The sequence below is a fragment of the [Clostridium] fimetarium genome (assembly GCF_900111235.1).
Lineage (GTDB): Bacteria > Bacillota > Clostridia > Lachnospirales > Lachnospiraceae > Clostridium_N > Clostridium_N fimetarium.
In genome coordinates, this window is the sequence record NZ_FOJI01000011.1 from 127,167 (window position 1) to 148,000 (window position 20,834).

Annotated in this window: 16 protein-coding genes; 12 read left to right on the plus strand and 4 right to left on the minus strand. The window is 33.8% G+C overall.

Features of this window, described 5'->3' with window-relative positions:
* Positions 1–115: 115 nt before the first annotated feature.
* The 7 genes from BMY18_RS14160 (at position 116) to BMY18_RS14190 (ending at position 10,847) form a co-directional block, all read left to right on the plus strand.
* On the plus strand, positions 116–571 hold the full coding sequence (locus BMY18_RS14160) for a chemotaxis protein CheW (RefSeq protein WP_092455172.1): 456 nt from the start codon (positions 116–118) through the stop codon (positions 569–571).
* Positions 572–672: 101 nt separating this feature from the next.
* On the plus strand, positions 673–1,689 hold the full coding sequence (locus BMY18_RS14165) for a PocR ligand-binding domain-containing protein (protein ID WP_242941048.1): 1,017 nt from the start codon (positions 673–675) through the stop codon (positions 1,687–1,689).
* Positions 1,690–1,722: 33 nt separating this feature from the next.
* The gene (locus BMY18_RS14170; RefSeq protein WP_170841417.1) at positions 1,723–2,178 is read left to right on the plus strand and encodes a chemotaxis protein CheW; all 456 of its coding nucleotides are present in this window, start codon (positions 1,723–1,725) and stop codon (positions 2,176–2,178) included.
* 289 nt (positions 2,179–2,467) lie between these two features.
* Entirely contained in the window at positions 2,468–4,933 is a 2,466-nt protein-coding gene (locus BMY18_RS14175; RefSeq protein WP_092455176.1) for an ATP-dependent DNA helicase, read from the plus strand.
* A 131-nt stretch (positions 4,934–5,064) separates the two neighbouring features.
* Complete coding sequence (locus BMY18_RS14180; RefSeq protein ID WP_092455178.1) at positions 5,065–6,000, plus strand: M14 family metallopeptidase; 936 nt, start codon at positions 5,065–5,067, stop codon at positions 5,998–6,000.
* A 61-nt stretch (positions 6,001–6,061) separates the two neighbouring features.
* Positions 6,062–6,997 carry a M14 family metallopeptidase gene (locus tag BMY18_RS14185; protein ID WP_092455180.1) on the plus strand — a complete coding sequence of 312 codons (936 nt, stop codon included), beginning with the start codon at positions 6,062–6,064 and terminating at the stop codon, positions 6,995–6,997.
* 97 nt (positions 6,998–7,094) lie between these two features.
* Positions 7,095–10,847: a phosphoribosylformylglycinamidine synthase gene (locus BMY18_RS14190; RefSeq protein WP_092455181.1), complete on the plus strand. Its 3,753-nt coding sequence runs from the start codon at positions 7,095–7,097 to the stop codon at positions 10,845–10,847.
* A gap of 499 nt (positions 10,848–11,346) precedes the next feature.
* On the opposite strand, the gene BMY18_RS14195 is transcribed toward BMY18_RS14190, so the two are convergent.
* The gene (locus BMY18_RS14195; protein WP_092455183.1) at positions 11,347–12,213 is read right to left on the minus strand and encodes a DegV family protein; all 867 of its coding nucleotides are present in this window, start codon (positions 12,211–12,213) and stop codon (positions 11,347–11,349) included.
* A 296-nt stretch (positions 12,214–12,509) separates the two neighbouring features.
* Between BMY18_RS14195 and BMY18_RS14200 the strand changes: the two genes are divergently transcribed.
* The 5 genes from BMY18_RS14200 (at position 12,510) to BMY18_RS14220 (ending at position 16,851) form a co-directional block, all read left to right on the plus strand.
* Positions 12,510–14,174 (plus strand): glycoside hydrolase family 25 protein, encoded by a 1,665-nt coding sequence (locus BMY18_RS14200; protein WP_092455185.1) that lies wholly within the window; start codon positions 12,510–12,512, stop codon positions 14,172–14,174.
* 261 nt (positions 14,175–14,435) lie between these two features.
* Complete coding sequence (gene infC, locus BMY18_RS14205; protein WP_092455187.1) at positions 14,436–14,930, plus strand: translation initiation factor IF-3; 495 nt, start codon at positions 14,436–14,438, stop codon at positions 14,928–14,930.
* A gap of 34 nt (positions 14,931–14,964) precedes the next feature.
* Entirely contained in the window at positions 14,965–15,162 is a 198-nt protein-coding gene (rpmI, locus tag BMY18_RS14210; protein ID WP_092455189.1) for a 50S ribosomal protein L35, read from the plus strand.
* Positions 15,163–15,193: 31 nt separating this feature from the next.
* Positions 15,194–15,553 carry a 50S ribosomal protein L20 gene (gene rplT / locus BMY18_RS14215; protein ID WP_092455192.1) on the plus strand — a complete coding sequence of 120 codons (360 nt, stop codon included), beginning with the start codon at positions 15,194–15,196 and terminating at the stop codon, positions 15,551–15,553.
* A 257-nt stretch (positions 15,554–15,810) separates the two neighbouring features.
* Positions 15,811–16,851, plus strand: a complete 1,041-nt coding sequence (locus BMY18_RS14220; RefSeq protein ID WP_092455194.1) for an FKBP-type peptidyl-prolyl cis-trans isomerase — start codon at positions 15,811–15,813, stop codon at positions 16,849–16,851.
* A 134-nt stretch (positions 16,852–16,985) separates the two neighbouring features.
* Here BMY18_RS14220 and dut read toward each other — a convergent pair whose 3' ends face one another.
* The 3 genes from dut to nrdD all read right to left on the minus strand — a co-directional run bounded on the left by dut (position 16,986) and on the right by nrdD (position 20,505).
* Positions 16,986–17,429 carry a dUTP diphosphatase gene (gene dut, locus BMY18_RS14225; protein WP_092455196.1) on the minus strand — a complete coding sequence of 148 codons (444 nt, stop codon included), beginning with the start codon at positions 17,427–17,429 and terminating at the stop codon, positions 16,986–16,988.
* A gap of 52 nt (positions 17,430–17,481) precedes the next feature.
* A complete protein-coding gene (gene nrdG / locus BMY18_RS14230; RefSeq protein ID WP_092455197.1) occupies positions 17,482–18,015 on the minus strand; it encodes an anaerobic ribonucleoside-triphosphate reductase activating protein in 534 nt (177 codons plus the stop codon).
* 363 nt (positions 18,016–18,378) lie between these two features.
* Positions 18,379–20,505: an anaerobic ribonucleoside-triphosphate reductase gene (nrdD, locus tag BMY18_RS14235; RefSeq protein WP_092455199.1), complete on the minus strand. Its 2,127-nt coding sequence runs from the start codon at positions 20,503–20,505 to the stop codon at positions 18,379–18,381.
* Positions 20,506–20,834 lie beyond the last annotated feature (329 nt).

The window sequence follows — 20,834 nt, forward strand, 5'->3', positions numbered from 1 at the left end:
AATGCTAAATTATTTCAAATCAGAATTCATTTTGTTCAATGCTGAAAACAAGAAGAAATCGATAGTTATAAAATCAAGAGCAGTTAACAACGGAAAGAAGGAGGTGACATACAAAGTGAGTTCAATATCATATATAGTATTTATGCTAAATAAGGAAGAGTATGGAATTGAGATTTTATATGCCCAAGAAATCATACGTATTCCAAAACAAATTTCACAGATACCTAATATGCCGTCATATGTAGAGGGTGTAATTAATTTAAGAGGTAAAGTGCTTACGGTAATTAATTTAAGTAAAAGGTTTGGGTTTGAAGAAACGAAACTGACTACGGACAGTAGATTGCTTATTGTCGAATTAGATAATACAATGCTTGCATTAGTCGTAGAGGATGTGTCAGAGATTATTAGCTTTGAAGATAGTTCAATAGAAAAATTAAGTTCATTAATAGCTCAGATTGGAAACAATAGCTTAAAAGGAATCGGTAAAATAGAAGAACGTTTAATTATATTATTAGATGCATCAAAGTTGAAAACTGAAGTTTTTCAACAAAGCATAGGACTGGAGAAATAGTTCGTTGAATCTATTTAGTGAAACTAAAGAAAATAGCATTAAATATTAATGTTTATCTAAAATAAAAAAAAGTGGTTTGAAATCACTTGAGGAGAAAAATGATGGAAAATAAAAAAATTGAATTAAAAGATGTTTTGGATTTAGAATTGCTTCAGAGATTTCAAGACAATTTCGCAGAAAGTATGAATCTCGCAAGTGTAACAGTAGATGTAGACGGTGAGCCTGTAACAAAGCCAAGCTCGTATACAAGATTTTGTGTGGATTTTGTTCATTCAACTAAGATTGGGGATGATAGGTGCGCAGAGTCTCACAAAAAGGGTGGTCAAGAAGCTGCAAGAACAGGAAGACCATATGTATATACATGTCATGCAGGACTTATTGATTTTGCAGCTCCTATTATTGTTGATGGAATACAAATTGGTACAATTCTTGGTGGACAAATACTTACATCAAAGTCAGAAGAACAAAGCTTAAGGAAAACAGCAAAAGAAATTGGAGTTGACGAGGAGCAGTTTGTTGAAGCAGCAGCTCAAATTAAGATGATAACACAAAAAAATATAGAGGCAGCAGCTGAGGTTCTATTTATTGTAGCAAATGCACTTTCTCAGATAGGATATCAAAAGTATAAACTGAAAAGTATGAGCACCGACTTGGTAGAAAACTTCACGCAGATTTCAGCTGTTATGGAAGAACTTGCAGCATCATCCGTTAATGTAAATGAGAATCAGATTACGCTTAATGCAGAAATTATTAATGTTAAAACAATTTCAGAACAAATTAATGTTATATTAGAATCAATTAAGAGCATTGCAGAAGAAACAAAAATGCTTGGTCTTAATGCAGCAATTGAAGCAGCAAGAGCTGGAGAAGCAGGAAGAGGTTTCGCAGTGGTAGCCACTGAAATAAGATCGCTTTCACAGAGTTCAAAAGAAACCGCAATGGAAATAGTGAAATTAACCGATAATATTCAAAAATCGGTGCAAAAGACTTTGAAAATATCTGATTCGACAATGGAAAATACAGAACAACAGTCAGCTGCGATACAAGAAACGACAGCAAGTGTTGAGGAGATTCTAGCATTAACGAATGAACTTAATTCGATGGCACACGAAAAGTAAGTTGTATATAAGTAAGAAGGAGGTGGCGTAAAAGTGAGTGCTATATCATATATAGTATTTATGCTAAATAAGGAAGAGTATGGTATTGAGATTTCATATGCGCAAGAAATCATACGTATTCCAAAACAAATTTCACAAATACCCAATATGCCGTCATATGTAGAAGGCGTAATTAATTTAAGAGGTAAAGTGATTACAGTAATTAATTTGAGTAAAAGATTTGGATTTGAACAAACGAATGTATCCTTGGACAGTAGATTACTTATTGTTGAATTAGAAGATATAATGCTTGCCTTAATTGTAGATGATGTATCCGAGATAATTAATTTTGATGATAGTTCAATAGAACAATTAAATTCAGTAATATCTCAAATTGGAAATAATAGTCTAAAAGGAATCGGAAAAGTAGAAAAACGTTTAATTGTATTATTAGATGCATCAAAGTTGAAAAACGAAGTTTTTCAGCAAAAAATAAGAATGGAACATTAAGAAGAATAAAATTAATTATTTTAAATTATGTGAAAACCAATAAAATGGCGATTTAAATTTCTTGCATTTCGGGAAATTCAAGTCGCTATTTTATATTCCTCTAATTATTGATAAGTACAGGTTTATAAAATAGCATCACATCTATTTTTGTCTAGAATGTATATAATATAGCTATGGTCAAGAAATTCATTTTAGGGTATTATATTTATAGAGCATGATTTTGCAGAAAATATTTTGTAAAACATATTTCTATGGTTCAAAAATAAGCTAAGAATGTTTGGAAGATAATATGTATTTAATTAAGAATAATAACATTAGAATATCAGTGAGAAATCTTGTTGAATTTATATGCTGTGGTGGGGATATTGACAATCGTACGAGCGGAATGTCAGATATGAAGGCTATGCAAGAGGGAACAAGAATACACAAGAAGATTCAGAAAAGCATGGGACCTTCATATAAGGCAGAGGTTCCATTAAAACTTGATGTTTTAGTAGAACATAAAGAAGCTTATGTGATAACGCTAGAAGGTAGAGCAGATGGTATTATCTGCGATTTCGAAGAAGATGAAGAGGGTAATAAGATTCCGATTACCGATGTAACAATAGATGAGATAAAAAGTACCCAAGCAGATATTAGCAAAATATCCGAGCCAATATATGTTCATAAGGCGCAAGCGTTGTGTTATGCATATATATTTGCAGTTACACATGAGCTAGAATCGATTAATGTTCAAGTAACCTATTGCAATGTCGAAAATGAACTTACGAAAATATTTAATGAACAATATTCATTTGACATGCTCTCAAAGTGGTTTGAAGATTTGTTAGAGCAGTTCGAAAAGTGGACCGATTTTTTATTCGAAACAAAAAAAATCAGGCAGCAATCAATTAAAGAATTAGAATTTCCATTTGAATATAGAAAAGGACAAAAAGAGTTAGCAGCAGACGTGTATAGGACAATTGCACGTAATAAGAATTTGTTTATTCAAGCACCGACTGGAGTCGGGAAGACAATATCTACAGTTTATCCAGCAGTTAAGGCGGTTGGAGAAGAACTGGCGGATAAAATATTTTATTTAACCGCTAAAACAATAACAAGAACAGTGGTAGAAGACACGTTTAATCTTTTAAGAAAAAATAATCTTATGTTTCGTACAGTGACACTCACTGCGAAAGATAAAATATGTATTCTTGAGGAACGAGAATGTAATCCTGTTGCATGTAGCTGCGCGAACGGACATTTTAATAGGGTAAATGATGCAGTATTTGACATTGTTTCCCACGAATACAGTATTGATAGAGATAAAATCGTAGAATATGCTGTAAAACATAATGTATGCCCCTTCGAGATGTCTTTAGATGTGACTTATTGGTGTGATGGAATTATTTGTGACTATAATTATTTGTTTGATCCTAATGTACATTTGAAAAGATATTTCTTTGATGGTAATAAGGGCGAATTTATCTTCCTCGTAGATGAGGCTCACAATCTTGTAGAAAGAGCAAGGAGTATGTATAGTGCCCAGCTTTGCAAAGAGGAATTCTTAGAAGTTAAAAAATTAGTAAAAGGAATAGATAAGAGGTTAGAAAGTGCTCTTGAAATGTCTAATAAGGCATTACTAGAATTAAAAAGAGAATGCGAGAATTATCAAATACTTGATTCAACAAGTCATTTTATAATGGGATTAGAGCGCGTGTTTTTTCAGATGCAAAAATTCAACGAAGAACATAGGAAGTTTGAACATAAGGATAAGCTTTCTGAATTCTACTTGAAGGTTAGGCATTTCCTTAATATGTACGAAATATTAGATGATAAGTATATTATATATACGGAATATTCGGAAGATGGAAGATTCCTACTGCATTTGTTTTGCGTTGACCCATCTACTAATATTAGTAGCTGCATCCAACAAGGTATTAGTACAATATTTTTTTCTGCTACATTACTTCCGATTCAATATTTCAAAGAAATGTTGACTGGGAATTTAGAAGATTATGCAATATATGCAGAGTCACCATTTGATGTGAATAAAAGAAGATTAATGATTGCAAATGATGTTAGCAGTAAATACACAAGAAGAAATATTTCAGAATATCAAAAAATATGTGAATACATCAAGCAAATCATAGATGCTCATCAAGGTAATTACATGGTATTTTTCCCTTCCTATAGTTTTATGGAAGCTGTATATAATGAAATGATCTCTTTGGGGTACACCGAATATGATAAAGGTGATTTTAAGATAATAAAACAGAATTCTTCAATGAATGAAAAGGATAGAGAAGAATTTTTGCTGAATTTCACCGAAACTAATTTCACTCAAACTAACCTTACTCAGACTAATTTCACTCAGACGAGTGTCATTGCAAAAAGCATTATTGGGTTCTGTGTAATAGGAGGAATATTTTCAGAAGGTATCGATTTAAAAAACGATTGTTTGGTTGGTTCAATCATAGTTGGTACGGGGTTACCTATGATATGTAATGAGCGCCAGATATTAAGAAAATATTTTGACGAAAATGAGAAGAATGGATACGATTATGCCTATGTGTATCCTGGAATGAATAAAGTTTTACAAGCAGCTGGACGAGTTATTCGTACGGATGATGATAAAGGAATCATTATGCTACTGGATGAAAGATTTTTAAATAGAGATTATCTAAAAATCTTTCCAAGAGAGTGGGATTCTTTTTTTTCGGTGAATAAGAATACAATTACTGAGGTGTCTAAGGAGTTCTGGAACTTAATTTAAGTTTGAATTTAAGTATTTAAGTAAAAAAACAGTGCAAATGATATATAATTGTTTTATAATATTTTATAATTGATCTAAATGAAAATTATATAAGGGATTAGTAAAAATAAATTTTAAAGGAAAAATATCTTATGATAGAACAAGTAGTATCAGTTGATATGCCAGTGTATGAAAAGATAATAATCCATAAAAATAGACTTGCACCTAAGGATTATACTGGGAAAGAAAAGAGACTTTCATTAGTTACAGGTACACATGGCGATGAATTAGATGGGCAGTATGTGTGTTATGAAGTTATCAGAAGAATCAACGAGCATCCAGAAAAGTTAAAAGGGATTGTTGATGTGTATCCAGCCTTAAATCCCCTTGGGATAGATACTGGTTATAGAGGGATTCCAATGTTTGATTTGGATATGAATAGGGTATTCCCGGGAGATAATAATGGAGCAATGGCAGAGTATGTGGCTGCCGGAGTTATAAATGATATCATTGGAAGTGATTTATGCTTAGACATTCATTCAAGCAATACATTTATTAAAGAAGCCCCACAAGTAAGATTGAATGAAGAGTGCGCAGAAAAACTTCTGCCATATGCAAAAATGCTTAATGCGGATTTCATATGGATATATTCTTCAATTACAGTACTTGAAGCGACACTTGCTTATAGCCTTAATAATATGAGCGTTCCGACTCTAGTAATTGAGATGGGCGTTGGCATGAGGATTACAAATAGTTATTGTAAGCAATTGATTGAAGGAATATTTAATCTGTTAATTGAAATGGGAATATGGGAAGATAATAAGCCATTTGTAAAAGAACCTATTATTTCAACGGAAGGCGAAGTAAGCTTTTTCCATGCTAGTGAATCAGGTATTTTTGTAGCAGCAATAGAAAATCTCGGAATTGTAAAAAAAGGAGAACATATTGGAGATTTGCTAGAGCCAATTTCAGGTACAATTCTTCAAATGATAGAGTCACCTTTTGATGGGATAATTTTTACATTACGTGAGAATCCCGTTGTATATAAGGGAGCTTTATTAGCGAGAATAATACATGATGCGAGATAATAGATAAAAACATAATTCAAATTCAATCAACTAGAATCGAATGGAATTAGTGAGGAGTGCTATGACAAAGGAAGTTATATTTTCTCTTAAAGGAGTATATAGAGAAAAATTTGAAATTGAAGGCTACAAGTTTGGCACTGGAGAAAAAGCTGCATGCATAGTAGGTGCGATGCGTGGTAATGAGATGCAACAGTTATATATCTGTTCTCAAATCATCAAAGCGCTTAAGGACTTAGAGCAACATGGAGCGATTAGTCATGGTAAGCAGATATTAGTGGTACCATCCGTTAATCATTATTCAATGAATGTTCAGAAAAGATTTTGGGCAATCGATAATATTGATATTAATAGAGTATTTCCTGGACAAGCAGATGGAGATACAACCAAGCAAATTGCAGCTGCACTTTTCGAAAACGTAAAAGGCTACAGTTATGGAATCCAATTCGCGAGTTTTTATATGCCAGGGGATTTTATTCCACATGTAAGAATGATGGAAACTGGATATCAAAGTCCGAGTTTAGCGAATTTGTTCGGTTTACCATATGTTGTTATAAGAGAGCCAAAACCGATGGATACAGCTACACTTAATTATAATTGGCAGATGAATGGAACAAATGCATTTTCCATCTATACGAATAGTACAGATTTAGTAGATGAAAAATCTGCAAGGCAAGCAGTGTCCTCAGTTCTTAGATTTTTAACAAGAATGGGAATCCTAAAGTATACTAATCATAGTGGATATATTGCTAGTGTAATTAAAGAGATAGATTTGATGCCAATTAAGACGGATAGTGCAGGCTTTTATAGAAGATTTAAAGAACCAGGTGATCCAGTATCACGTGGAGAATTGTTAGCTGAGATAGTAGATCCTTATGAGGGCGACGTAAAGAGTCAGATATATTCTCCAACGGATGGCATTGTATTTTTTTCTCATACATCGCCACTTGTTATGGAAAATGCCGTAATTTATAAGATAATAAGGCGAATGCACGAATAAACTTGATTTATTAATTGTGCTTATACTAGTAAATGTGGTAATATGTAAAAAGTTTATAGTTACAATAATTTAAATCAAACATACGTTGGAGGTAAATATGAGTTTCGTAAAGCGAGTATTTGTTGAGAAAAAAGAACCTTTTGCTGTTAAAGCAAAGGAATTAAAGGATGAAATAGAAAGTTATCTTGGAATTAAGAATGTAACGCAAGTAAGAGAACTTATTAGATATGATATAGAGAATCTTTCAGATGAAACATATAAGAAAGCATTAACAATGGTATTTTCAGAACCTCCTGTAGATAATGTATTTGAGATGACATTTGACGCAAAACCAGAAGATTTCGTATTTTCAGTTGAGTTTCTACCGGGACAGTTTGATCAAAGAGCTGATTCAGCGGAGCAATGTGTGAAATTCCTTAACGAAAATGAGGCACCTGTTATTAAATCAGCAGTCACCTATGTTGTTTCAGGTACACTCAACGAAGATGAAAAAGACAAGATCAAAGCGCATTGCATTAATCCAGTTGATTCAAGGCAAGCAGCTAAGAACATTCCAGCGACATTAGTGGTTAATTTTGAGGACCCCGCTGATGTTATTATTTTTGATGGCTTTAAGGATATGGCAGAAGAGAAGTTACAAGAATTATATCGTTCATTAGGACTTGCCATGACATTCAAAGATTTCCTTCACATTCAGAATTATTTCAGCAATGAAGAAAAAAGAGATCCATCAATGACAGAAATCAGAGTTCTTGATACCTATTGGTCAGATCACTGTCGTCATACAACATTTTCAACAGAATTAAAAGACGTTAAGTTTAAAGATGGTTACTATAGTGAACCAATTGTTGCAACATATAACAAGTATTTAACTGACAGAGAAGAAATTTTCAAAGGTAGAAAAGATAAATTCGTATGTCTCATGGACCTTGCACTTATGGCAATGAGAAAACTTAAAAAAGAAGGCAAGCTTGAAGATCAGGAAGAATCTGATGAGATTAATGCTTGTAGTATTGTTGTTCCAGTCGAAGTTGACGGTATTACAGAGGAATGGCTTGTAAACTTTAAAAATGAAACGCACAATCATCCTACAGAAATAGAACCGTTTGGTGGTGCTGCAACGTGCCTTGGTGGCGCAATCCGTGATCCATTGTCAGGACGTACTTACGTATATCAAGCAATGCGAGTAACAGGTGCTGCAGATCCTACAAGATCACTCAGTGAGACATTACATGGTAAGCTTCCTCAAAAGAAGCTTGTTCGTGGTGCTGCTAGTGGATACAGTTCATATGGTAACCAGATTGGTCTTGCAACTGGTTATGTCAAAGAAATTTATCACCCAGATTATGTTGCTAAGAGAATGGAAATTGGTGCTGTAATGGGAGCGGCGCCTAGACGCGCTGTCATTAGAGAAACTTCTGATCCAGGAGATATCATTATCTTACTTGGTGGAAGAACTGGACGTGATGGTTGTGGCGGTGCTACAGGTTCTTCTAAGGTTCATACAGAAGAATCAATAGAAAACTGTGGAGCAGAAGTTCAAAAAGGAAATGCTCCAACTGAACGTAAGATTCAAAGACTCTTTAGAAGAGAAGAAGTGAGCAAATTAATTAAGAAATGTAATGATTTTGGTGCCGGCGGTGTATCCGTAGCAATTGGTGAATTAGCAGATGGCCTCAGAATTTCACTTGATAAAGTACCCAAAAAATATGCGGGTCTTGATGGAACAGAAATTGCTATTTCTGAATCGCAGGAACGTATGGCAGTCGTAGTGGATCCTAAGGACGTGGCACAATTTCTTGAATATTCAAAAGAAGAGAATCTTGAAGCTGTTGAAGTAGCTATCGTTACGAGGGAGCCAAGATTGATTCTTGAGTGGAGAGGCAACGAAATTGTTAATATTTCAAGAGCCTTTCTTGATACGAACGGTGCACACCAAGAAACATCTGTATTAGTTGATATTCCTGAGAAAGATAAAAGCTATCTGATAAAAGAAGAAGTTACTGATGTTAGAAGTAAATGGTTATCAACTCTTTCTGACTTAAATGAGTGCTCACAGAAGGGCCTTGTAGAACGATTTGACGGCTCAATTGGAGCTGCGTCTGTATTTATGCCTTATGGTGGAAAATATCAGCTTACAGAGGTTCAGACCATGGTTGCGAAATTACCAGTCCTTACTGGAAAATGTGATACTGTAACAATGATGAGTTACGGATTTGATCCATATGTTTCAAAATGGAGCCCATACCATGGCGCAATGTTTGCAATTGTAGATTCGGTTGCTAAAATCGTTGCAGCTGGTGGTGATTTCAGTAAGATTAGATTTACATTCCAGGAATATTTTAGAAGAATGTCAGAAGATCCTTCACGTTGGAGCCAGCCATTTGTAGCATTACTTGGTGCATATGAGGCGCAACTTGGATTTGGACTTCCATCAATTGGCGGAAAAGATAGTATGTCAGGAACATTTAACGACATCGATGTACCACCAACACTTGTTTCTTTTGCAGTAGATATTGCAAAAGAACAGGATATTATTACTCCAGAACTGAAACATGTAGGAAGTATGTTAGTAAAGTTTGCAATAGAAAAAGATGAATTTGACATGCCAGTATTTGAGCAAATCAAAACATTATATTCAGAAATTCATGCGCTTATCCAGAGCAAGGCAATTATTTCTGCATATGTACTTGATGGAAAAGGATTAGTTCCTGCCCTATGTAAGATGGCATTTGGTAATAAGCTTGGATTTACAATTACCAGCGATATAAAAGAAGATGATCTTTTCGCTCCTGAATACGGATGCATCGTTGCAGAAGTTCCAGCGAATAAGTTATCTGAAATCAAAGTTCCTTATACACTTGCTGGTGATGTAAATGAAACAAAAACATTCACATACAAAGATGTTTCTATTACAGTAGAAGAAGCATTAAGCGTATGGTCAGAAAAACTAGAAAAAGTATTTCCAACGAAGGTAGATAAAGTAGTAGATGTAATCGAAACAAAGATTTACAAAGCAAAAAGCATTCATATCAGCAAGAATAAAGTCGCAAAACCTACAGTATTTATTCCAGTATTTCCAGGTACGAACTGCGAATATGACAGTACAAAAGCATTTGAAAGAGCTGGTGCAAATGTTATTGTTAAAGTATTCAAAAACTTAGATGCGCAAGGTATCAGAGAATCCGTTGCAGAATTTGAAAATGCGATTAATCAATCACAAATCATTATGTTTCCTGGTGGATTTAGCGCTGGAGATGAACCAGATGGTTCGGCGAAGTTTTTTGCTACAGCATTTAGAAATGAAAAGTTAAAGGAAGCTGTTGAAAAACTTCTAAATAAAAGAGATGGACTTGCACTTGGTATCTGTAATGGTTTCCAGGCGTTGATTAAGCTTGGACTTGTACCTAGCGGAGATATTATAGGACAGGATGCAAATGCACCTACACTTACGTTCAATACCATTAACAGACATATATCTAAGATGGTTTACACGAAAGTTGTTTCTAACAAATCCCCTTGGCTACAAGGAGCTGAACTTGGTGGCGTATATTGTAATCCAGCATCCCATGGTGAAGGTCGTTTTGTAGCACCACAAGATTGTATCGACAAGTTATTTGCAAATGGACAAGTAGCTACACAGTATTGTGACTTTGATGGTAATATTTCCATGGATGATGAATGGAATGTGAATGGTTCATATATGGCAATCGAAGGAATCACAAGCCCAGATGGAAGATGTTTTGGCAAGATGACACATTCAGAACGCCGCGGTGACAGCGTTGCAATCAATATCTATGGAGAGCAAGATCTTAAGATTTTCGAATCCGGAGTGAAGTACTTTCAGTAGAAACGGATTCGAACGGACAAAAACGAGACCATATATGAAGTTTGCTTGCTCAGATGCCTTCGGCATGATTCGCAGCAAACTTCATATATGGTCTCGTTTTTTGCGTATTGCCGATTTGGGGGATCAGGGCTAAAAAGCGAAAAGCGAAAAGTAAAAAGTAAAAAGTAAAAAGTAAAAAGTAAAAGGCAAAAAAGCAAAAAGCAAAAATATGGTAGGGTGTTATTTGGATATGTAATATAATATTATTGTAGATGGGGATAGTGTACTAATTACAGAAAAATATGGACCAAGATTAAGATTGTCGGCCACATCTGTCCCGCCAATTCGCGAAGCATGCCGCAGGCACCTGAGCCTCCCCCTCTTCGCGAGTGGCCACATCTTTTTCCGCAATTTGCGACAATCAGAAAAATCCCCCTATGATAAAGTTTCCTGCGAATCATGCCGAAGGCATCTGAGCAAGGAAACTTTATCATAGGGGGATTTTTCCCCCAAGCAAATCTTATCTTTGTTCTCCCATGTAGAACAATGCTACCGTTCCCGGACCAGAATGTGAACCAATAGTAGGGCATACAGGGTTAATTATTACATTGATACCAATACGTTCTTTTACTAAGTCAGCAACGAATTGAGCATCTTCAATACAATCTCCATGGCTTAAAAATGCTACATCTGTTTCATTTCGATAAGAGCCAATCGTTTCTTCCATTTTATCTACAAGAGCAATAAGAGATTTCTTACGTCCACGTACTTTACCAACTGGAATTAGCTTTCCTTCTGAGCTTACGTGAAGCATTGGTTTGATACTTGCTAATGTACCCAATACTGCAGCAGCTTTTGATACACGACCACCTCTATGTAAGTGATTAAGGTCATCAACTGTAAATTGATGACAAAAATTTTGTAAATGAGAGTTGATGTAGGCTGCAACTTCATCAATTGATTTGCCTTCGTTTTTAAGCTGAATCGCTCTGTAGACAACAAGTCCTTCGCCCATTGAAGCACTAAGAGAATCGATTACTATAATTTTAGAACCTGGGTTCTTTTCCATGACCTCATTTGCAGCGAGTGCACTATTATTATAACTACTGCTCAGAGCTGAAGAAAAAGCAATATGTAATACATCTAAACCTTGGTCAACGCGTTTTTGAAACAGCTCTTCTGAGTCTTCAGGATTCGTTGCCATAGTTGTTGGTAAAGCACCATTTCGCATACGAGCGTAGAATTCTTTTTCAGATAAAATATTATTTTTACCATATATTTCATCACCAAAAGCATAATAAAGCGGATGGATATCGATATCATTCTTCAAAATAAAGCTTTCGGGTAAGTCGCTAGTAGTATCTGTGGAAATTACAAAATCTTTCATTTAAAAACCTCCTAAATACATTTTATATTATAAAACAATTTATGTAATAATATCATTTTTACTTAAAATTAGCAATCTTTGTATTTTGGGAGTTTCCTATTAATAGTGTAAGTTTAATGAATCTGCTTAGTAAGAATCATGTTTGATTATAAGGAGTTTAAACATATATAAAATATTTAGCCGCTTTTATCAACAAATATCAACAAATATCGACAAATATCCTTAAAATAGTTGAAGCTGTGGTTTTTATAGTGTAGTATATAAAATATAAAATAAGTTTGGGAAGAAGATATGAATTGCGAAAAAAAATATTAGATAAAATTAAAAATATAAAAGATAATAATAGACACATAAAATTAAGTATAATTGGAATTAGTTCGCTGATATTATGTTTTGTAATGATAATGTTTGCATATAATACGTTTGCAGCACAGAAAAATAAGGCGAATGAAGAAACAACTCAAGCGAGCAATAAACAAAAAAATCTAAGTACAGGAATGGCAATTGAAAGTTCATTTACTACGGATGAACCATTTCTTGAAGAAGTAGTGCTTGAAACTGAAGCAGAGCCAGAAGCGGAAGAGGCTGTAATAACAACGGTGATTCCGATTGAAAAACTTAAAATTGCTACAGAGGATTTATCAACACCTGAGCCTGTAAAAACAGATGAAGTTGCTAGTTTAGATGAGCACATTGATTTTCCATCTAATGAAATTTCAAAATTAGTATATGGGATTGATGTATCAAAATGGCAAGGGAAAATTGATTGGGTAAAGGTAAAAGCTGAGGGTATCGATTTCGCAATGATAAAAATGGGCGGAAGAAGTACAGGTGCTGCGGGAGAGCTATATGTAGATAGTTGCTTTGAAAATAATATCCAAGGAGCTCTTGCTAATGGGATACAGGTAGGGATTTATTTTTTCTCGCAGGCGGTAACAGAACAAGAAGCGCGCGAAGAAGCTTCGATGGTAGTTGATTATATAAAAAAATACAAGATAACTTACCCTGTTTCATTTGATTGGGAATCAGCAAGTGATTATCGTGTAAATAATTATGGAGTGAGCAAAGAGGCATTAACAAGCATATGCAGCGTGTTTTGTGATACAGTTGCAAATAGTGGTTATGCTCCTATGGTATACTTTAATAAGAGTGATTGGGAATATGCAGTTAATGGTCAAGAATTAACTGCAAAATATAAAACTTGGTATGCAAGACCATTTAATCAATATTATTATACACCCGAAACGTATCAGTATGGGCAAGATCTTCCTAGCTTTAAGTATTCATATCAGATGTGGCAATATGGTGCAACGAATTCTATTGATGGAATTGATGGCTATGTAGATACAAATATTGCTTTCTTTACATATGGCAATTATAAAGTGGACAAGTCTCCTGTGACACTAACAGTGCCGAGTACTACAATTACAACTAATGTAGGAGTGTCAGTTGATCTTATGAATGGCGTTTCGGCAACCAATTCAATAGGGTATAATGTTACAAAAGATATTTCAATAGCGGTTATTGATAAGGATGGGGATGATGTTAGCAGTGATCCTAGTTATGCAATAAACAATCCAGGCAAATATACTATACATTATAGATACAAGGATCCAGCGGGTGAGCAAAAAGATGTAACGGCAATATTTACTGTACGAAACATACCAACATTGACACTTGCTTCATCTAATTTTTCCTATTCATATAATAACGCATCAAGTGCGGAAGCTAACAAGAATGCTCTTTTGAAACTTGTAGCAGATAATGCAACGGCACTTACATATGAGGGTAAAGCTATAACAGCAAAGACTGACATAGCAAGTAAAATTCCTGATGTGTTAGTTAATGGAATATATAAGGTTACATATACCGCTGAAGATGGTTTAGGCCTTTCAACGACCTTTTCCGTAAAAGTTACGATTACGAATGTTAATGGCCAGACGGTTAGCAGTGAGCAATAGACTTCTAAAATTTTGAAATTTTAAGTTATTTAAAATAAGTAAAATTTTTGATTGACAGATACAGAATTTAATGATAAACTAACATAGTTATGAAATAAAGCAGAGTATCCACTCTCACCTCAGCGCATTAGCGACTCGGGTTTATATTTAAGAAAATATATGTGTTATGTTATATATATTAGTACTTGAATGTGGATAGTCTGACTATCCACATTTTTTTAATTTATATCAATTTGGAGGTGCACTACTATTAGTGAATTAATGATTAACGAACAAATTAGAGACAAAGAAGTTCGTGTTATTGGAGAAAACGGTGAACAACTTGGTGTTATGACACCTGCCGAAGCTATGCAACTTGCAAAAGATGCGAATGTTGATTTGGTTAAAATTGTACCCGCTGCTGCTCCGCCGGTTTGTAAAATCGTAGATTATGGTAAGTACAAGTATGAACTTGCTAGAAAAGACAAAGAAGCAAAGAAAAAGCAAAAAGTAATTGATCTCAAGGAAGTACGTTTATCACCAAATATTGAAGAGAATGATCTTAACACTAAGATGAATGCAGCTAGAAAGTTTCTTGAAAAAGGAAATAAAGTAAAGGTTACATTACGTTTTAGAGGCAGAGAAATGGCTCACATGGATCAAAGCAGACATATTCTTACAGATTTTGCTGAAAAGTTAAGCGATATCGCAGTAATTGATAAAGCGCCTAAACTTGAAGGTAGAAGTATGATGATGTTTTTAAGTGAAAAAAAATAAAATATTATTTGTAATTATTTAAGGAGGAACTATTATGCCAAAAATGAAAACTAAGAAAGCAGCTGCAAAGCGCTTCAAGAAAACTGCATCAGGTCAATTAAAGAGAATGAAGGCATTCAAAAGCCATATTTTAACAAAGAAGACAACTAAGAGAAAAAGAAATCTTAGACGTTCAACATTAACAGATTCAACTAATCTTAAAGTAATGAAAAAGATTTTACCATATTTATAATTTATAGAACCGAAAAGGAGGAAATATTAACATGGCAAGAATTAAAGGCGGATTAAACGCAAAGAAAAAACATAATAGAGTTTTAAAGCTAGCTAAAGGTTATAGAGGAGCTAGATCAAAACAATATAGAGTAGCTAAGCAGTCAGTAATGAGAGCACTTACATCATCTTATGCTGGTAGAAAAGAAAGAAAGAGACAGTTCAGAAGATTGTGGATTGCTAGAATTAATGCAGCAGCAAGAATAAATGGACTTTCATACAGCAAATTTATGTACGGCTTAAAATTAGCTCAAGTAGATTTGAATAGAAAAGTATTATCTGAAATGGCTATTAACGATGCTGAGGGTTTTGCAAAACTCGCTAAATTAGCAAAAACAAAGATAGCTGCTTAATTGGCAGAAAATTAGGACAAGTATTTGAGCAATATCAATTTAACTTATATAGAGAATGCCCTCGTTGATGCGAGGGTATTTTTTAAATGTGATTTATTTGTGAAAAAGGTATATAAAGGCAATGTTTTGCTATTATTTTTCATTAAAATGTGATATAAATGTAAAGTAGACTTTTACTTATAAATGTACATAAAATGTTATAAAATACGTTTAAAGTAGTGTTGAGTTAAGTAATAAAAGAAGGTAGGTTTTATTTTATGAAAAAAGGGATTTTGAAGAGTACTTGTGTTGCAATAGCAATTATTTCATCGATAACAATCGTTACGGGATGTAATAAGAAATTAGATGTAAAGTTTGATTGTACTGCAAGCGATTACGTTAAGCTTGGAGAATACAAGGGTATAGCAGTATCAGTAGATCAAGATGCAATAATAAAAAGTTATGTTGATAAGAAAGTTCAGAGTGATCTTGACTCAGTTACAACGTATTCATCGACAGATAGAGTATCTCAGGCAACGGATCAAATCACACTATCATTTACAGGAACAATTGCAGGAGAGACTATTGATGGATTTAGTAGTGATTCGTATAGTCTTGTCCTAGGAAAAGATACATTTAAAGTTCCCGGTTTCGTGGAAGCCCTTTACGGAATCAAAACTGGAGATGTGAAAGTCGTTGTTTTGACAGTACCAGATCCATTTACAGATGAGCCAGAATATGCAGGCAAGAGAATTGTATATAATATAACAGTGATTAAAGTAGAGGCACCAGTTGTCCCACAGATTACTGATGCATATGTACAGAAAAACTTCTCGAGTAACACAGTTGCAGATTACAAAGCAGCGTTACAAGCTTCTATGCAAAAAGAAATTGATAAAGAGATAAATGATAAGACGAAAGAAACAGCTTTATTAGCAATACAAAACAATGCAGAAATCATTTCATATCCACAAGATCTTCTGGATGCCAAAATAAGTGAGTTAGATAAATCAATATCTTTCTATTCTACGATGTATAAAATGACAGTTGAGGAATATTGCCAGAGTCGATATGGTGTATCACTTGAGGAATATGCAAAGAAGGCTCTTGTACAGAGTTTGGTTTTACAAGAAATCATAGAAAAAGAAAATTTATCAGTTGATGAATATTACTATAAAGGAAATATAGCAACATTTTCTTCTGACAATGGTTACTCAGATGCAGATGCCTTTGTAAAAAAATATGGTAAAGATTTAATTGTTAAAAATATGTTGATTCAAAAAGCGGTAAATTTGGTAATAGAAAATATAAATAAATAATTAAATATCTGATATAAGGTTAATCCAACAAATTAAATTTGATTTATAAAATCCATAATTACTACATAAAAAATAAACGTAAGCAATGATAAAAAATTGCTTACGTTTATTTTATGTGGTAAATTACAATGGATTTATTTGGTGCCAGTAGAACCAAATCCACCAGTTCCTCTAATTGTATCTTCAAGTTCATCAGCTTCTTCAAATTGAGCCGTTAAGAAGGGAGCGATTACTAGTTGTGCAATTCTTTCTCCATGTTCAACAGCAATTGCGTTCTTTGAGTGATTGTGAAGTGCCACGACTACTTCGCCGCGGTAGTCTGCATCAATGACTCCAACTTTATTAGCAGGAGCAAGGCCTTTTTTGCATGCAAGTCCACTTCTAGCATATATAAATCCTGCAAACCCAACCGGAACCTCCATTGCAAGTCCTGTCTTGATAAATGCTGTTTCGCCAGCAGAAATGGTTGTTGTTTCTTCAATACAAGCATATAAATCGGCTCCAGCTGAAAATTCTGTTCCATAAGTTGGAATAATTGCGTTTGAATTTAGTTTCTTAATTTTTACTGATTGTGTCATAAATATAGTACCTTTCTTGTTTATCTATTTTGTAATTAAAATATCATATAGGTTATTTTGATATTGATGAATCCCATAAAATGATGTTGTTGCTGCCAAGTGATTCCTTTACTAAGATAGTTCTTTGATTAGAAGAACCTTTAAATCTTAAGTTTAAATCTTTTAATTCCTCAACAAATTTGCCATCCACCAAAACATCAATATAGGAGAGCATTTCATTTGTTTCAGGCCATTCGTTACACATTCTGCTTCGTATGTCATTATCGAAAGTATACCCTGTAAAACACCAGATATCTTTCTCGGGATAGATCTCTTTTACTTTGCGAAGAAGGGGTAGAAGTCCCTGTTGATTGCAACGTTCAAAAGGCTCACCACCTAGTATTGCCAGTCCGCTTACATAAGAAGGCCTAAGATAATCAATAATCCTATCAATATCTTTTTGTGTAAATGGAGTTCCATAGTTGAAATCCCATGCGACTTCGTTAAAACAACTTTTGCAATGATGCGTACAGCCGCTTACAAAAATCGAAACACGTATTCCAAGACCGTTTGCAACGTCAAATTGTTTGATATCAGCATAATTCATAATCAATAATCTCTTTTCTTGAAGTAGTATAATTAAAGTGAACTAATATTAGTAAATGTGAATTAGTATTAGTAAATGTGAATTAGTATTAGTAAATTCGAATTAGTATTAGTAAATGTGAATTAGTATAGTTAATATCATATAACAATGTAAATCAATAGTAAATAACTTTTAATTTTTAAAATGAGTATCTACTGCAATATTTCTGAGATAACTGGTTATGTTTTTGTCTATATGGTATCGTTTCCCATTTATATGCTAAGCTAGTCCTTTCTTAATCAAACGCTTTTAAAAGAAAAAAGAAGGCAATGCTTACGCATGACCTTCTTTTTAAATCAAGAAATTACATCAGAAATTTTCTCTTTACAGATGAAGAATTCTAGAATTAATCTCTTTTGTCTTGCCGACATTCCAGAAATTCTCACCAAGATAACCACAAGTACGTCTTGTAACATTCATTTTTGAATGATCTTTGTTATGACATTGTGGACATTCCCATTCTAGATCTTCATTAATGATGATTTCACCATCAAAACCACAAACCTGGCAATAATCCGATTTTGTATTAAATTCAGCATACTGAATGTTATCATATATGAATTTGACAACTTCTCGAAGTGCTGGAATGTTATTTCTCATATTAGGAATTTCAACATAAGAGATTGCACCACCTGAGGAAATTGGTTGGAATTGACTTTCAAATGTAAACTTTGAAAATGCATCTATTTTTTCTCTTACATCAACATGGTATGAGTTTGTGTAGTATCCTTTGTCTGTAATATCTTTAATAACTCCGAAACGTTCTTTGTCAATTTCTGCAAATCGATAGCATAAACTTTCAGCTGGAGTACCATAAAGTCCAAATCCAAGTCCTGTATTCTTTTTCCATGTATCAGTTGCTTCACGCAAACGATTCATAACTTTTAATGCAAATTCAGTTCCGACAGCTTCTGTATGGCTGACACCTTTCATTGCTTTGGTAAGTTCGAACAAACCAATGTATCCAAGAGAAAGAGTGGAGTAACCATTGTGAAGTAGTTTATCAATCGTCTCGCCTTTCTTCAATCTTGCAATTGCACCATACTGCCAATGGATTGGACTTACGTCTGATAAAGTGCCTTCAAGTGCTCTATGGCGGCACATTAATGCTTCATAGCAAAGTGCGAGTCTTTCTTCTAGTATTTCCCAGAATTTCTCTTCGTCGCCATTGGCAATAATACCGATTTGAGGAAGATTTAATGAGACAACACCTTGATTAAAACGACCTTCCCATTTGTATTCGTCATTTTCATCTTTCCATGGAGCTAAGAAACTTCTACATCCCATACAGCTGAATACATTGCCTTCATAATTATCACGCATCTTTTTAGCTGAAATATAATCAGGATACATCCTTTTTGCGGAGCAACGGATAGCTATTTCTGTAAGATAATCATATTTGCCACCCTTAAGGCAGTTATGCTCATCAAGTACAAATATTAATTTTGGGAAAGCAGGAGTTACATATATCCCTTTTTCATTCTTGATTCCTTCAATACGTTGTCTAAGTATTTCTTCAATAATCATTGCATTTTCGTCGATATATGGATCATTCTTATCAAGATTTAAGAATAATGTAACAAATGGTGATTGACCGTTTGTTGTCATTAAAGTATTAATCTGATATTGAATTGTTTGCACGCCTGCTTTTAATTCGTCGTATAGACGGTCTGCAATGAAATTTTCAATTAATTCTTCGCTTAATTGAGCGCCATATTTTCCTCTATAGTGTTTTTCGTATTTCAGTCTGCTTTTACGAAGGTATTTTCCAAGATGTTTAATATCTACGGATTGACCACCGTATTGACTGCTAGCAACTGCAGCAATAATCTGTGTAACTATTGTACATGCAACTTGGAAACTTTTCGGACTTTCGATTAGTTTTCCATTCATTACAGTACCGTTCTCAAGCATATCACCAATATTTACGAGACAGCAGTTGAAAATTGATTGTAAAAAATAATCTGCGTCGTGAAAATGGATCGCACCTTCATCGTGTGCTTTTGCAATTTTTTCAGGTAGAAGTATTCTTTTTGTTAAATCTTTTGAAACAACGCCAGCAATATAATCCCTTTGGGTTGAAGCCAATGTTGTGTTTTTGTTTGAATTTTCTTCGTTTAATTCTTTGTTCTCGTTTCGAATAAGAGACAATATAGATTCGTCAGTAGTATTTGCTCGACGTACAAGTTCCCTTGTATAACGATAAATAATGTAGGTTTTTGCAAGTACAAATTTTTTCTCTAGCATTAACATTTGTTCAATGATATCCTGTATTTCTTCGACATACATTGTAGGAATATCTCTACCTTCAATTGCGTTTACAATCGATTCGATTTTTTCGTCAGTTATTTTTTCTTTTGCGCCTACTTCAGCATTGGCCTTTTGAATTGCTAGCATTATTTTGTTACGATCATAGGTAACTTCTCTTCCGTTTCTTTTAATTACTTTCATCATGAAATTTCCTTTCCCCATCCATATATTAGAATTTTATATCTTCTAATAAAACAAATTATATCACTTAAAAAAACCACTGTCTACAAAATATAGAAAAAAGTACATAAAAAAAACACAACATGTAGTGGTTTATGGCAAAATGTTGATTTGTGCGACAAAATCACAATAAGCAAAATAATATCAATATTTTATGTTATAATTTAAATAAAATCCATGAAAAAAGTTACAATTATACAATAAAAATATAAAAACTGTAAAATTATAACAGATGTAATGCTATTCAGTGGAAATCACAGATTAAACGATTTATTATAGTAATTAAGATG